The sequence below is a fragment of the Acinetobacter sp. 797_lipA genome (assembly GCF_058243025.1).
This window is the reverse complement of the sequence record NZ_JBZAYQ010000003.1, coordinates 1-13,263: the sequence shown is the minus strand read 5'-3', so window position 1 is coordinate 13,263 and position 13,263 is coordinate 1. Positions and strand designations below refer to the sequence as shown.

The window sequence follows — 13,263 nt, the reverse complement described above, 5'->3', positions numbered from 1 at the left end:
CCAAAATTTAGGTGGCACAATGCCGCACTGTCCAATGTGGCCATGTGCGTTTCAGATCATCCAACCAATCACCTTTACGGCGCATATGCACCCGAAGGGTATGGTTAATAATGCGCAGTGTGGTTATCAATACAATTCAAGCACAGGGACGATCACGTCAGCCAATATCAATATAAGTAAAACGCAGGAATTTTCTCGCCCATTGTTGTCGGCTATGGTTATTACCTTAGTGTAATGTTGGTTGATGTGGAGATAATCAATGCAAAATATCCAAGTTCATATACAATGAGTTAATCAGTCAATATTGACTTATTTTTTAATCAACAAAGGTAATTTAAAATGATGCAATATCTTATCGCGCCAAATGGCCGCTTCGTCACCCAATTAACAGGCACGGCGCAAGAAATTCTAGCCAACGTGCCGGGAGACCACACGCTAACCATAATCCCCCCACCGCGTACAACTGACTATTGGAACGGCACAAGTTGGGTGGCTATTGGCGCAGCTCCTAAATATTTCATGGAGTTTAACTACGATCTAAAAGAGTGGGTTGATACCCGCAATGTCGTTGTGGCGCGCACCGAAAAGTGGAATCAGGTTAAGTTACAGCGTAATCAATTAGAGTTTGGCGGCTTCACTTGGGATGATAAACCGTTTGACTCAGATCAAGTTTCGCAAGGTCGAATCCTTGCGGCGGTTGTGTTTGGCATGCCGACGACGTGGACGTTATCAAATGACGAAGTGATTGAGCTGTCCGCTCAAGACATTGCCGATCTAGGCGTAGCGATGGCGCAGCATGTTCAATCGGCCCATGCGCGAGGTCGTGCGGCGCGTATTGCAATTAACGAAGCGCAAACACCGGCAGAGGTTGATGCGGTTTTGTTTTAATTATTAAGTCAGCGCTGATTGATTTAATAAGGGGAATTGGTGGATAATTCCCCAAACTTCCAACAAGTGAGATCAGAGAAATGACCGAGCCAGTATCAACAATCGGTGGTTATGGTTTGGCGGCCTTTTTAAAGGCATTTGGCATGACGATTACCGTCATTTTGTGCGTCGCAATGGTATCAGCAGTGGTGTTTATGACCCGCATGCCACGTTCACCGCAAGAGTGGGCTGTGGGTTTGATTTGTACCGTTGTTTCAAGTCTTGCAGGCGGCTCCTTCATCATCATCAAGTGGGGGCTTCACGAATGGGTAACTGACGTTTACGGAATGATGGCCATTGGCGGTTGTTTCTTTCTCTGTGGATTACCGGGTTGGGCGATTGTGCGCTGGGTTACCACGTACATCGGCGAAACAGAAGGCAAAAACATTATCGAAGTTGTCCGCGAATTGCGTAAAGCACGTGACGACTTCAAGGATGGTAAATAATGGCTATAAAAATTGTCACCATTACGGCAGGGCATAGCGATTCGGACCCAGGCGCAACCAACGGTCTATTTCGCGAAGCCGACATTGCCGCAGATGCTCGAAATATGATTGTTCATTACCTCAAAACTGCAGGCATTCAAACGCGTACAGATGGCGAAGGCTTTGGCAATTTACCTTTGGCGCGTGCAATTCAACTGATTGACGGCTCAGTGTTGGCTGTTGAGGTTCACTGCAACGCATTTTCTGATAAAAAAGCGGGTGGAACAGAGGCGTTAGCCGCTGTCAAACACAAGGCCATTTGTCAAAAAATGTGTGGCGCAATTGCAACAGTTATGGGTATCAAAACACGTGGTTCAGACGGCGGTTGGAAAAGTGAAGGCTCTGGCCAACACAGCCGACTTGGCTATGTACGCGGTGGCGGTATCATTCTGGAACTTTTCTTCATCACCAATGAAGCCGAACTGGCGGTTTGGAATGCGAAAAAATGGCTGATCTGCAAAGCAATTGCCAATGAGATCATTGAGTACGTCAAAAAACTCAATTAACTGGAGTTTAAAATGGACAAAAAGATTGAGATTTACGTTGCGACCAAAGGCATCATTACTGTCATTCGTTTAGGTGCAGGCTTATACGAGGGCTACTTAGACCTCAAAGACGCAGTTCGAGATTTTTGCGCCTTGTCTAAACAACAACAATTGAATTTGATCAAATCAAAGATTCGAAAAGTGTTGGATGATTGCTCCGAACTCTGGCATGAATACCTAAATGCCACGTTTGTGATCAAAAAAGACGAATCAACTCCATTTTGAATTTAAATCAAAGCCCTGAACTCAGTTTGGGGCTTTTTAATTTGCGCTCATTTGCGCTATTTCGTTGCCTTTCTCTGAAAACGTATGTTTTACTGTTTTTCACTTTTGGCGTCTATGTGCGCGATTCTGTGCGTAAATAGGGCATGATCAAGCTATTGTTGTGTATTTAATAAAAAATGAAAAATTTAAATTTAAAAATTTGTGAATTAAGAAGTGAAACGCTCTTTTATAAATTTAAATTTATAAATTCGAATTTGAAAAAGCGAAACGGCAGTTGCGCAGCGATTGCACCCGTGCAGCGACCGTTTAAAACCTTTTCCGATGCATCCGTAATGCGTCACATAAGGCTTTGAGCCATGATAGGTGAGCAGATATAGCGTGTCAGGTGAGCAGATATAGCGTGTCAGGTGAGCTTAAATAGCGTGGACGGGTGAGCAGATATAGCGTGAACGGGTGAGCAGATATATTTGCAATCCACAGGCTTATCCACAGATATATTGGTTTTTATCAACAGCTTTTGTGGATAAGCCATTTGAACCAAATGACAAATCGCGCTACATTCCCTGAGTCATAAATAAGGGCGTGTGATGGGTGAGCATAAATAGCCTAAGTTAGCGCTGACTTGATATTAGGGAACAAATGGCGAACGTAATTAAAAAAAATAACGCAATCAATGAGGCTCATTTTGCATTGGCTTTAAATGAGTACCGCGTTGTGCTTATGGGAATTTATCAGGCTAGAATCAAGAACTTAAACCCACTCACAGATCGAATACGTTTCCATGTGAGCGATTTTGTCAAATCATACGGTCTCAAGGAAAACAACAGTAATTATCATTTAGCGCTGATTGAATCAACTCTATCGCTTAAATCAAAAATGCTGATAATCCGTCGTCCTGATGAGATTTTAAAGAACAAAATCAAGGTCACATTTGCCAATTGGGTATCGGAAGTTTCATACATCGAAAAGACAGGCTTTGTCGAAATCATGTTCTCACAGCGAGTTGCAGAAGCCTTAATGGAGGAAGATGCACGGTACACTCTGTATGATCTAATGCTACTGTCCAAACTGCCTTCTTTCTATGCAATTCGCATTCTTGAATATGCAATGCAATGGCGCACCATCGGCAAAACTCAATTCTTTGAAATTGAAGATTTGAAGCAGAGACTCGGCATTGGGCTTTCGTTCCCTCTTTCAGATGGCTCTATGAGCGTGCCGGAGGACAAGTACACAGAAACGAAGCTGTTTAACCGCGATGTGATAGGGAGAGCGGTTGCAATGCTTAATAAGACCATTCCTGACCTGAACATGGCGTACGAAACAACTAAAGTTGGCAAACGTGTGCACGGCGGGCATTTTACGTTTAATAAGGCATCTGAGGCCATTGTGCGCAGCAAAGAGGCGAAGAAGCTTCTTGAGGACGAAGCGCTTAGAAATAAAATGCTTGAAATGGGTGATGACGGCGCTACCGAGAATGAGTCGGATCGGCCGCTTGATGACGATGGACTACCGCAACTTGGGTTTTAATATAACCGCCATTGGGTAAATGTTCTGTGACCGAATATTTAATAAATTATTATCTATAATCTAGTAATAAATATATTCAGTCGATTGCGGATTACCCAAGTGAAGCCAAATCATCAAAACAACGCGGAATGGTCAGGTCACTTCTTCGGAAGCGGTCTTGAGCCAAAACATTATGAAATACTCATGATGAAGCGCATTCCTGCTAAAGAACGCAAGATTGAAGCGGACTTGATGACGACCAAATGGTTTGACTACCGCCTGATGCACCCAATGGAAGCCACGTACTATTTTTTGCGCAAGTATAAAGAAGCGTACCGAGATTTTTACCGCAAGGCGATTAATCATGAAGCGGCCCCATTCGTAAAACCCATCAAGCAACATGATTTTTTGGAGAGTCGCGAAGTATTGTCTTTTTGGAGGCTTAGACAGGCAATTGATGCTCTAGGCATGCGCTATGAGTTCTTTCTCAATTTTGCGTTCAATCGCTGCCGTAAAATCATAGCAAACGGACGACCATTGCCACCGCGGCCGACTCAGCTTAAATCCGAAGAAATGCTCACGGACGCTTATGTCGCATGGCAGGCGCATTGCGACGCGACGCTGCAAATTGCTTGCAGTCCTTACTTCACAGTCGCAAACTATATCAATTCACAGATGCAAATTGATTATGAGGAATTTATTGTTCAGCAAATCAAGCGCAGACGTGTGCCGCATTTTTCTCTAAGTGCTTGTTTGTATTTATACGACGCTTTGAGAATAGAGACGGCACTCAATTGTTTCGACACTTATGTCGTACAAGACGCCATGAATCATGCAATTGGATGATTTTGTGACGTTACAAATTAAGTGAATATTGACTATAATCAAAACATGATTATTAAGTCAGCGTTGACTTAATCCAAATAGATAAGAGGATTTTCTTATGAGTAACAACTGGAATAACACGGCGGAGGAGCAAGCGCGTTACGGCAATACCGTACCGAGCCGCAACGAACCCAAGTCATTAAAATTTACCCCACGAACCAACTACGTTCCGCAGGCAGAGCGCAAACCGAATCGCCAATTGCCCGAATACGGTCACATGGTCTTTCTGAAAAAGCTCAGTGAGTCCGAGCAAGAAGTGATTGTCATCACGTCTTTAGGACAAGTTGCACGCGGTCAAATTAAAGCTGTAGACGAACAAACGATCTCCTTGAAATGTCAGAACACTGACGGTGAAGGCTACCGAACACGCGTTCTGTTTAAATCGCAAATTGTGGAACTTTCACCTGTGAAGGGAATTGAAGCACTCGCGGACGAACTATCGAAAAAAGGAACTGTAAGCACTGACGGTTCAATTTTTAAAGGTTTCGGCGGCGGTTCATTTATTCCGTCTTAATTTGTAGATTTATTTTTTTATAAGGATTTTCTTATGTCAGAGGAAGCGGTATTGACCGAGGAGACCGAAGATGGTCTTGAGGGATTTGTCGAGGAAAAATTTGAATACGATGCAGAGTTTCAGTCCAAGATTGCGGCTTTGGCTCTGCGTGATGATGACTTTCTTCGCAAGACGTCGCACATTCTTAACCCTGAGTTTTTTGAAAACGAAGGGGAGGCACGTCTAGTCTCAATGTCACTGGCTCATTTTGCCAAATACAACTGCGCACCTGACCCTGTATCGATTGCACAAGTCATCAAAGACCAAGCGCACGCCAAGATTCTCAAAGGCACTGCGTTAAAGGCGGTTGTTGATTCGCGCAAAGTGCTGTATTCAACGGCTGTTCACGACCGATTATTCGTTGAGGAAAAGATTGTTGATTTTGCGCGTAAACAAGCAATGTCACACGCGATCTTGAACTCAGTTCCTCACTTAGAGCGAGGCGAATACGAGAAGATCGAAGGACTTGTTAAGACGGCACTTGCGGTTGGTGTAAACGAAGACGGCTGCGGCTATGATTACTACGAGGCTGCGCGAAATCGCCAAGCCATTCGTATTGACAAAAAACTAGGCAAAACACCGAAGACGGGCATTACTTCTGGCTGTCGTGAGTTAGATAACTTGCTCTACCATCACGGTTGGGGTCGCAAGGAAATGCTGTTGCTCATGGGTGGCCCAAAGAGTGGTAAATGCGTTACACGCGATACCATGATCTTTACCAACGACGGTCTGATCGAAATTGGTGACATTGTTCCTCTGGATTTAGGTGTTGATCAGTTCAAAGATCACGTCATGCCTATCTTGGGAATGAACGGTATGGAAGCAACAAGTCACGTTTACAACAGCGGTCTTACGCCAACGATTCAGGTCAAGACCCGACGCGGTTTTTCGATTGAAGGTACGCACCATCACCCAATGCTTGTTATGAGCGAAACAGGTCAACATGAATGGCGTCAGCTTGACGAGTTGCAGATTGGTGATTTCATCGTCGGTCAGCAAGGCGAACAAGTTTATGCCAACAAAGTTGATTTGAGCTATGCGGCAGAAGGTACAAGTTACCCAACGACAATGACCCCTGAGCTTGCCGAATGGTTAGCGATGGCAATTGCAGAAGGGTACTTGGGTCAAAAAGGTCAGGTGGAATTTACGCAAAAAGACCCTGTGATTCTACAGCGCTTCATCACGCTAACGGCATCATTGTTTGGTTTAAGCGCAAAAGTTCACTCACAACCCAACAAGACAGATCGCGCCATTGTGCAGAGCTTGAGCTTAAAAGCCTACCTTGAAAAGTTAGGGGTTGTTTACGCAGTCTCCAAACATAAGGTTGTGCCACATGCGGTTCTAAGCGCACCTAAGTCTTCGGTACTCGCCTTTGTCAGCGCACTTATTGGTTTAGAGGGCAATGTCAGAAAGATTGGCAACAAAGTGATCTTTGATTTATGTATGGCATCGAAAAAGCTAATTAAGCAGATTCACATGCTACTCCTAAACGAAGGTGTCATTGCTGCCTATTCAGAAAAGACAAGCTGCGCCACAAATGGTTTAAAAATCATGCGTGACTATTACCGCCTACAGGTGTCAGGTCGTCGTAACATCGAAGCCTTAAAGCTGATTGGTTTGTACGAATCAAGAAAGAATGATGTTCTTGATTCCTACGATTGCGAAGACACAACGGCAAGAGAATGGCTACCGCATCAGCGTGAGTTAATTGGGCGCGTGATGAAAGAGTTTCAAAACTCAGGCTATCCGCTGAAATCAACCTTTGACCCTGTGTTCTATCGACAGTTGCGCAAGATTCGCGGTGGAGTCGATGGAGAAGTGCGTCATTTGACTGTAGCGCTTGCTCAAAAGATTTTGACGTATGCAGACAGGTTTAAGCTATGCGGCAGCGCTGTAGAGCAATTGAGAGCGTTGGTGAGCGGTCGTTACTATTACGAAGAAGTCAAGACTTTGCAACACGCCACAGCGGTTACGGTGGATGTCACCGTGCCTGACACGCACAGCTTCTTTGCCAACGGTCTTGTCAGTCACAACACACAAGCCTTAATTAACTTTGGACGCGCAGCAACGCTCGCCAAATTTAACGTGCTTTATGTCACGCTTGAAGTATCTGCGGACATTATCTCAGACCGTATGGACGCAGCGATCTCCAAGACCAATATGCGTGATCTGGGTGATAAGGCGATTCACGTTGCTGATGCAGTGGACATTGCAAAAGCATCGGCGGGCAAATTCATCATTCACGAATACGGCTCGGGTACATTCAGCCCAAATCAATTGCGTAAATTGGTCGAGCGCTACCAAAACCCTGGACGAAATGCCGACGGCACGATGCGACCGCCAATTAAGTTCGACATGATTGTGGTCGATTATGCCGACCTGATGCGTCCCGATCACCGCATGAATGACGATATCGCGAACTCTAAGAGCGTTTACACCGATTTACGTGCAATCGCACACGATTTCAATGTGGCGTTGATTACAGCGACGCAGACGAACCGTGAAGGGCATAAGTCTACCGTTGCGAAGATGGACCACGTTGCAGAGGACTTTAACAAAATTCGTATTGCTGACTTGGTGATCTCAATCAACAAAACGGAAGAAGAAGCAGCGCGAGGCGAGGCTCGACTGTACTTTGCGGCGTCACGTAACCAAGAAACAGGCTTTACGGTCGTAATTAAACAAAACGTCGCCATGATGCGATTCCTAGAAGAAATTATCAGAGTGGAGTAAATCACATGCAAATCACGGAAATTAAATCAAGTTACGAAGTCTTGCTTCCACGTGTTTCATTTGAAACTTTGGTGGATGTTTTCATGCTGAGTTTGACCGCTGGCATTGCGCTTTCATTGGGTGTGCTTACTGTTGCTGGCTGCTTTGCGGCGCTGAAAAGCGACAAGAAGGACAACAAGAAAGAAGAAAAGAAAGAAGGGTAATTTTGCGCCCAATATAAATAAGTCAGCGCTGACTATTTTAATCCTAAAATAGTTCAGCTATGCTTTAACAGTTTTCAATACAACTATGTATTCAATCAATTGGTGATTATTTATGAATATGATCATGCGCGGTATGGCTTCTTTGGCCCGCAATTTTCTCGCTTATGTGGATTCTGACAAAAGTAAAGAGGTTGAGCGTTTCGTTCAACCGCCTATCGACAATTACAGCACGCAAGATTTGTCAGAAAAAGAGTCTTGGCGCTCTTTAAATGTATTAGATCGAAAAGTTAGCATTTCAAGCGAAGGGCGAGTGAAATACATGCCTGAACGCAGTGGTCGCGGTGCTTATTTGATTACGCCACCTGTAATTAAGCGCGCTGAACACCACTCGATCTCACACGTCATTGTCGCAACATATAAAGGCAAGCGTTATAAGATCACTTTATCCACTGCGAAATTGGTGTTGTTGAAGTTCAAAGGCGAGCCATCTTGGGCCAAGCGTTTCCCCGATGTATTGCAGCGCTCAACAAGCGTCGTCGTATATAAAAATGACGATACTAGCGACTGCCGCATTTCAAACATTGATTGGATATCAGAGGGGCGCGCTGAACGCCTGAATGACGCTGGACGCGCGCATCTAAACAAACTTAACGAAGAAGGCAAGACAATGCGCGGCTGCAACCACCTTGCACCGATCACGGGCGATTACAGCTACCTTGACACCTTCACCCGACCCGATGCCGATCAAAGCCAAATGGTTGAGGCCGCAACTGTCGAAATGTCTCCACCGTTTGCGTTAGAGGCGTGTGAGCAAACCGAATGGCGAGACGTCCCGTACTTTGAAGGCTTCTATCAAGTTTCAAACTTGGGCGTCATTCGTTCACTTGAGCGCTATGTACATCGCTTTGGCGGTACACGCTCAGATGGCGAGCCAAGCATGTTGACGCCTGAAAACATCAAAAAATACAACGCCAAAAACTATCGCTTCGTTCGTGGACGTGAATTAACCCCTGTGCGCAAAGATGGCGAACTGACGGTTACACTCTGTCGCGATGGCTTAAAGATGCCTGTCGCTGTCGCGCAAGTGGTTGTAGAGACATTCCACCCTGAGCGAAAAGCAAAGGGCTTGTCTTATAGCTACGAGTATATCGATGGCAATATGGACAATTGCAAACTTAATAATTTGCGCTTCATCTGAGGCGCAATGTTATGACAATTAAAGTGGGGTTGTTTGATCTTAGTTTGGCAACACATCGGCATGTTGATACACAGGCGAAATATCGTATCGAGCGCGGGCGCGTCTATCTATACGCTGGCGGTCGTTGGATTTTCATGTACTGGCTTAAAAACTGTCCATGCAAAAATAAGTTGGAATCGTTGTGAGTGACCTATCAGAAACCCTAGACCGCATCGACATGGAGTATTGGCTTAACCGTGAAGGCTACGAATATAAAGTCGTTCACGGTAAGTCGGGCACACAGTTGAACGTCAAACGCTGTCCCGCGTGCGGTAACGACAATTGGAAGGTTTACCTGAACCAAGACACGGGTTTAGGCAACTGCTTTCACGGCGATTGCGAAGCGAAATTCACTAAATGGTCATTTGTAAAGGCTGATCTTGGCTCGACGGTTAGCAATCGTGAGGTTTTTGAGCACATTGAAAATGTCGCAATGGAACAAGGTTGGCGACCAAAGGTAAAAAAGGTCGCCAAAACTCAAAGCGTAGGCAAGCTGAAAATACCAAAGTCGATTGAACTGCCACATGAAGGTAAAAATCTGAAATACCTTGCTGAACGCGGCATTGATTTGGATACGGTGCGTGAGTTTGGTTTGCGTTTCTGCGCTAAGGGTTGGTTTGAGTTCATTGGCCCAACTGGCGAAAAACAGTATCAAAACTACACAAAGCGAATTTTGATTCCCGTCAAAGACCTAGACGGTCGCCTTGTGAGCTTTCAAGGGCGTGACATTACTGGCACAGCGGAAAAGAAATACTTGTTCCCTCCTGGCTTCGCGTCCACAGGTACTTATTTGTACAACGGGCACAACGCGTATGGCTACGTTGATGTGGTTGTGGGCGAAGGTGCATTCGACGTCATGGCAATCTATCAAGCTTTTAAAACGGATATTGCGCTGCGCAACGTCGGCTGTATTGGCTCTTTCGGTAAACATATCTCTGAGGGCTTTGAGAACTCGCAGATGGAAGAATTGCTGAAACTCAAAGACGCTGGAATGTCCAAGCTAACGATCATGTGGGACGGCGAAAAGGCGGCGATTATAGATGCAGTCGAGACCGCGTTAAAAATCAGAATGCACGGCATTAAAGTTAAAGTTGCAATCTTGCCAAAAGGTAAAGACCCCAACGAAGTTGAGCCAAGCGTAGTGCGTAAAGCCTATCGATCTGCGGTTGAAATCACACCCGCAAGCGCGACCAAGTTGCTGCTGAAATATCGCTTGGCAAAAGCGTAGGGTCGTTTTTACCCAATATAGCTCTCCTATTGAGAATCTATAAAATCATAGATATAGAACAACGAGTTTTAAAAATGAGCATTGATATAAGTTTTTATAATACACATGCAGAGCATGAAGGCGGAACCAAACATTACGCGATTTTACTTGCGGCGATTTCGGTAAATAACGGCGGAACCAAATCAGCTCTTATCATGCGCATGTATGGCTCTATCGGCAAGCAGAGTCGAGTGCAGATAACGCCTTATGAGCAAGAGACGTCGGGTGTTACCGAATTTCGAGATTTAATTAAAAGTAAAAAACGTCGTGGCTATGTGGGTCTCAACTCCGGAAATAGCGGTATTGGCACTATTTCTTTTCGCGATCTTGCAGAAGCGGAAGTGTTTATTAATATTGAGCTTGGAAATTGGCTCGTCGATATTACGGAAAAAAACGCAACCAACTCGAAATTAACGTCAAACAGCGTAAACGATTGGGCTGACCTTGGCCGTGAAGGAATGACCGATCTTAAGCAAGCACTATTAAAATCCGTTCTCACTGCGGCAATAGGGACGAATGAACGTGAATCGACATACAGCCGCATGACCGCAGAACAAGCGCAGCAACAAAAACTTGAGGAAATAAATGCGCTAGAAAGCAAACGCGAAGCGCACTATGGCGAAAGCTGGGGAGCTTGGTAATGAGTACAGAAAGTGGTTGTGTTGGTTATGTCGTCACAGAAGGGTTGGGTGTGTTCAAGGTTCTTGCCGCAAATGACTCGGACTCTGCAAAGGGCACTCAGTTAATCATTGGTTTTCACAAGTTGGGCGAGGGGTGTTCCTATTGTCTAAACTCAAAAGAGATCACTCAGTTGAAGGGCGCGCCAATTGTGCCAACCTTCAACGAAACCGCAGGCATTGAGGATGATCAAAACTTCGATAACGTCAATGATTTTGTGGAAAAAATCATCTCCAAACAGCGCCGTGAAATTGTCAACTTTGTGACGGAAATTGAAGCGCTTGGCTATCGAGATTCAAACGTCAAGCTCCTGCAAAACGAAACTCGCGTACTGTACATGACGGAGTTCGAGCTTAAGAGCTATATCAAGGGTCTTAGTGTAGAGGCCCAAGCGCTCATTGAGCGTGACGTAATGAAGATGGAAAAACCACAAGCGTACGAGGCATGGGGGAGTTGGTAATGAGTTCGGAAAGTTTCAACGAGCACACTCCATATTGGACCGTGGAAAGCTCAGTCAGCGTTTATGAGTATGAAGATAAAGATCGATATGGCGAAATCTACAAAACCAACCGAATTCGTCATTATTCTATTTTTATTAAGCCGTCTAACGCAGTGGCAGAGCACGTTGGTGTAAAAACTAAACCACTAGCGTTTGGCGTAATTCAAGATGACGAGATTTCTAAGCTTGCGCTTATCGCTAAGCACCACGAAGACGTAGACGACGTGGAAAGAATCAAGGGCATGCTTGATTTTGCCAAAACAAAAAATAGCGAAAGGCTCAGACCATTCAATGAGGAAGATTTGTGTGAGTTAAAAGACCTAGAGAGAACGCTTAGTCCTTCTGGCGCGTTGGCACTAGGAGTCGACGAGAGTTTATCGCATCTAACATATGGGCAACTCAGCGTTCTTTATGATGAATTACAGGAGTTTATCGGGAGCGATAAATTCAATTCATGTGACGCACGCGAATTGACCGAAACGCGGGCGCAAATCACCGCCGCGCACGACTATGCTTTTGCCATTCATAACGCTGTTATGAACAATTTAAGCAAAGGAGAAGCGATTGAACCTGAAACTAAATCCGCAGTGAGCAACGCAACGCGCGACGAACACTACGGCGAATCATGGGGGAGTTGGTAATGGGTAGAAAATACATGCGCCAAACCCGTCTGTTTGTTTCCGGACGGCAGCACGCGGAAGGTTTTGATTTGGGTCACGCCATGCTTGAAATTCTTGTCACCTATAAAGCGACGGAGAGTGAAGTCAAAAAAGGAAGGTCGCATGGCCCAAACCGAGCAATGTTCATTGATATTGCGCTAAACGGCGTGGGCAAGAGCATTAGTAGCATGAATGTGGACATAGTCTCCAACGAGCAGAGTGAAATTGACTCACATCAAACGCGCACCAATGAAATTGCAGTTTTTGATCAGCTAATTGAAGTTGGTGACGAGTTGAATAAGACACTTGGAAGCTTGAATGTTCTGAATGTTCCGTCGCTTCAAAAAATTGCCCGATTAGGCGTCGCGTATATTTCTAGCAAGATGCTTGAAGACTTTGAAAAAGAAGTGAAAGAGGCATTTAAGGAGCATGAGTCGTGGATTGCTGCAAAATTATCAGCGTACATCCGCACGACCAAGAATCAGATCGTCAATGACGAAAACAAACCTCAGATCAATCGCGCCAATCACTATGGTGAAGCGTGGGGAAGTTGGGGGTAAAACTATCCGCAGCAATCCTACAGCGCAGCATTTAAAATAACTGTATTCACTTAGAGATCGAAACAATGAATCAAAAAATCAACACTCTGCCTATAGAAATGTCGGCATCTGGAAGCAACGCATATTACTGCGAATTTTGTAATTTTGGCGGTCATCGCCCTGCATATTCTGCATGTCTCAGTCGCATTAATAGCGAGGGGAAAATCAGCAGCAATTATTCAGATTGTAAAGTGGCCATTCAACGTCGTCATTGCCCCGCATTAGAAATGCGTGAGGAAGAATTAGCTGCAGGGCATGCAAT

The 13,263-nt window shown here is 45.0% G+C and carries 16 protein-coding genes and 1 pseudogene; all 17 read left to right on the top strand.

Features of this window, described 5'->3' with window-relative positions:
• Positions 1–19 precede the first annotated feature (19 nt).
• Entirely contained in the window at positions 20–235 is a 216-nt protein-coding gene (locus tag AC4CU2_RS18190; protein WP_490769301.1) for a hypothetical protein, read from the top strand.
• A 182-nt stretch (positions 236–417) separates the two neighbouring features.
• On the top strand, positions 418–888 hold the full coding sequence (locus AC4CU2_RS18185; protein ID WP_490769300.1) for a DUF4376 domain-containing protein: 471 nt from the start codon (positions 418–420) through the stop codon (positions 886–888).
• A gap of 80 nt (positions 889–968) precedes the next feature.
• Positions 969–1,373 carry a hypothetical protein gene (locus AC4CU2_RS18180; protein ID WP_490769299.1) on the top strand — a complete coding sequence of 135 codons (405 nt, stop codon included), beginning with the start codon at positions 969–971 and terminating at the stop codon, positions 1,371–1,373.
• Positions 1,373–1,918, top strand: a complete 546-nt coding sequence (locus tag AC4CU2_RS18175; protein WP_279690173.1) for an N-acetylmuramoyl-L-alanine amidase — start codon at positions 1,373–1,375, stop codon at positions 1,916–1,918. Before AC4CU2_RS18180 ends, AC4CU2_RS18175 begins: the two co-directional genes overlap by 1 nt.
• Positions 1,919–1,930: 12 nt before the next feature.
• Positions 1,931–2,182: a hypothetical protein gene (locus AC4CU2_RS18170; RefSeq protein ID WP_279690171.1), complete on the top strand. Its 252-nt coding sequence runs from the start codon at positions 1,931–1,933 to the stop codon at positions 2,180–2,182.
• Between the two features lie 639 nt (positions 2,183–2,821).
• Positions 2,822–3,709: a replication initiation protein gene (locus AC4CU2_RS18165; protein WP_490769298.1), complete on the top strand. Its 888-nt coding sequence runs from the start codon at positions 2,822–2,824 to the stop codon at positions 3,707–3,709.
• 99 nt (positions 3,710–3,808) lie between these two features.
• Positions 3,809–4,534, top strand: coding sequence for a hypothetical protein (locus tag AC4CU2_RS18160; RefSeq protein WP_490769297.1), 726 nt, complete (start codon positions 3,809–3,811; stop codon positions 4,532–4,534).
• A gap of 97 nt (positions 4,535–4,631) precedes the next feature.
• Positions 4,632–5,087, top strand: coding sequence for a hypothetical protein (locus tag AC4CU2_RS18155; RefSeq protein ID WP_490769296.1), 456 nt, complete (start codon positions 4,632–4,634; stop codon positions 5,085–5,087).
• A 33-nt stretch (positions 5,088–5,120) separates the two neighbouring features.
• On the top strand, positions 5,121–7,859 hold the full coding sequence (locus AC4CU2_RS18150) for a DnaB-like helicase C-terminal domain-containing protein (protein ID WP_490769295.1): 2,739 nt from the start codon (positions 5,121–5,123) through the stop codon (positions 7,857–7,859).
• 5 nt (positions 7,860–7,864) lie between these two features.
• Positions 7,865–8,062, top strand: a complete 198-nt coding sequence (locus tag AC4CU2_RS18145; RefSeq protein ID WP_490769294.1) for a hypothetical protein — start codon at positions 7,865–7,867, stop codon at positions 8,060–8,062.
• Positions 8,063–8,174: 112 nt separating this feature from the next.
• Positions 8,175–9,260 (top strand): NUMOD4 domain-containing protein, encoded by a 1,086-nt coding sequence (locus tag AC4CU2_RS18140; RefSeq protein ID WP_490769293.1) that lies wholly within the window; start codon positions 8,175–8,177, stop codon positions 9,258–9,260.
• 181 nt (positions 9,261–9,441) lie between these two features.
• Positions 9,442–10,527 (top strand): toprim domain-containing protein, encoded by a 1,086-nt coding sequence (locus AC4CU2_RS18135; protein WP_490769292.1) that lies wholly within the window; start codon positions 9,442–9,444, stop codon positions 10,525–10,527.
• Between the two features lie 74 nt (positions 10,528–10,601).
• The gene (locus AC4CU2_RS18130) at positions 10,602–11,207 is read left to right on the top strand and encodes a WGR domain-containing protein (protein WP_490769291.1); all 606 of its coding nucleotides are present in this window, start codon (positions 10,602–10,604) and stop codon (positions 11,205–11,207) included.
• A complete protein-coding gene (locus AC4CU2_RS18125) occupies positions 11,207–11,704 on the top strand; it encodes a hypothetical protein (RefSeq protein WP_490769290.1) in 498 nt (165 codons plus the stop codon). The genes AC4CU2_RS18130 and AC4CU2_RS18125 overlap by 1 nt, the downstream gene beginning before the upstream one ends.
• On the top strand, positions 11,704–12,384 hold the full coding sequence (locus tag AC4CU2_RS18120; protein WP_490769289.1) for a hypothetical protein: 681 nt from the start codon (positions 11,704–11,706) through the stop codon (positions 12,382–12,384). The genes AC4CU2_RS18125 and AC4CU2_RS18120 overlap by 1 nt, the downstream gene beginning before the upstream one ends.
• Positions 12,384–12,962: a hypothetical protein gene (locus tag AC4CU2_RS18115; protein ID WP_490769288.1), complete on the top strand. Its 579-nt coding sequence runs from the start codon at positions 12,384–12,386 to the stop codon at positions 12,960–12,962. Before AC4CU2_RS18120 ends, AC4CU2_RS18115 begins: the two co-directional genes overlap by 1 nt.
• 65 nt (positions 12,963–13,027) lie before the next feature.
• Positions 13,028–13,263 (top strand): annotated as a pseudogene (locus tag AC4CU2_RS18110) (hypothetical protein); the annotation flags it as partial.

Excerpts from the sequence above, each read along its gene's own strand:
- AC4CU2_RS18130 (WP_490769291.1), top strand. The coding sequence starts at position 10,602 with ATGAGCATTGATATAAGTTTTTATAATACACATGCAGAGCATGAAGGC.
- AC4CU2_RS18145 (WP_490769294.1), top strand. The coding sequence starts at position 7,865 with ATGCAAATCACGGAAATTAAATCAAGTTACGAAGTCTTGCTTCCACGT.
- AC4CU2_RS18115 (WP_490769288.1), top strand. The coding sequence starts at position 12,384 with ATGGGTAGAAAATACATGCGCCAAACCCGTCTGTTTGTTTCCGGACGG.
- AC4CU2_RS18170 (WP_279690171.1), top strand. The coding sequence starts at position 1,931 with ATGGACAAAAAGATTGAGATTTACGTTGCGACCAAAGGCATCATTACT.
- AC4CU2_RS18125 (WP_490769290.1), top strand. The coding sequence starts at position 11,207 with ATGAGTACAGAAAGTGGTTGTGTTGGTTATGTCGTCACAGAAGGGTTG.
- AC4CU2_RS18190 (WP_490769301.1), top strand. The coding sequence starts at position 20 with ATGCCGCACTGTCCAATGTGGCCATGTGCGTTTCAGATCATCCAACCA.
- AC4CU2_RS18150 (WP_490769295.1), top strand. The coding sequence starts at position 5,121 with ATGTCAGAGGAAGCGGTATTGACCGAGGAGACCGAAGATGGTCTTGAG.
- AC4CU2_RS18165 (WP_490769298.1), top strand. The coding sequence starts at position 2,822 with ATGGCGAACGTAATTAAAAAAAATAACGCAATCAATGAGGCTCATTTT.
- AC4CU2_RS18120 (WP_490769289.1), top strand. The coding sequence starts at position 11,704 with ATGAGTTCGGAAAGTTTCAACGAGCACACTCCATATTGGACCGTGGAA.
- AC4CU2_RS18175 (WP_279690173.1), top strand. The coding sequence starts at position 1,373 with ATGGCTATAAAAATTGTCACCATTACGGCAGGGCATAGCGATTCGGAC.
- AC4CU2_RS18180 (WP_490769299.1), top strand. The coding sequence starts at position 969 with ATGACCGAGCCAGTATCAACAATCGGTGGTTATGGTTTGGCGGCCTTT.
- AC4CU2_RS18140 (WP_490769293.1), top strand. The coding sequence starts at position 8,175 with ATGAATATGATCATGCGCGGTATGGCTTCTTTGGCCCGCAATTTTCTC.
- AC4CU2_RS18155 (WP_490769296.1), top strand. The coding sequence starts at position 4,632 with ATGAGTAACAACTGGAATAACACGGCGGAGGAGCAAGCGCGTTACGGC.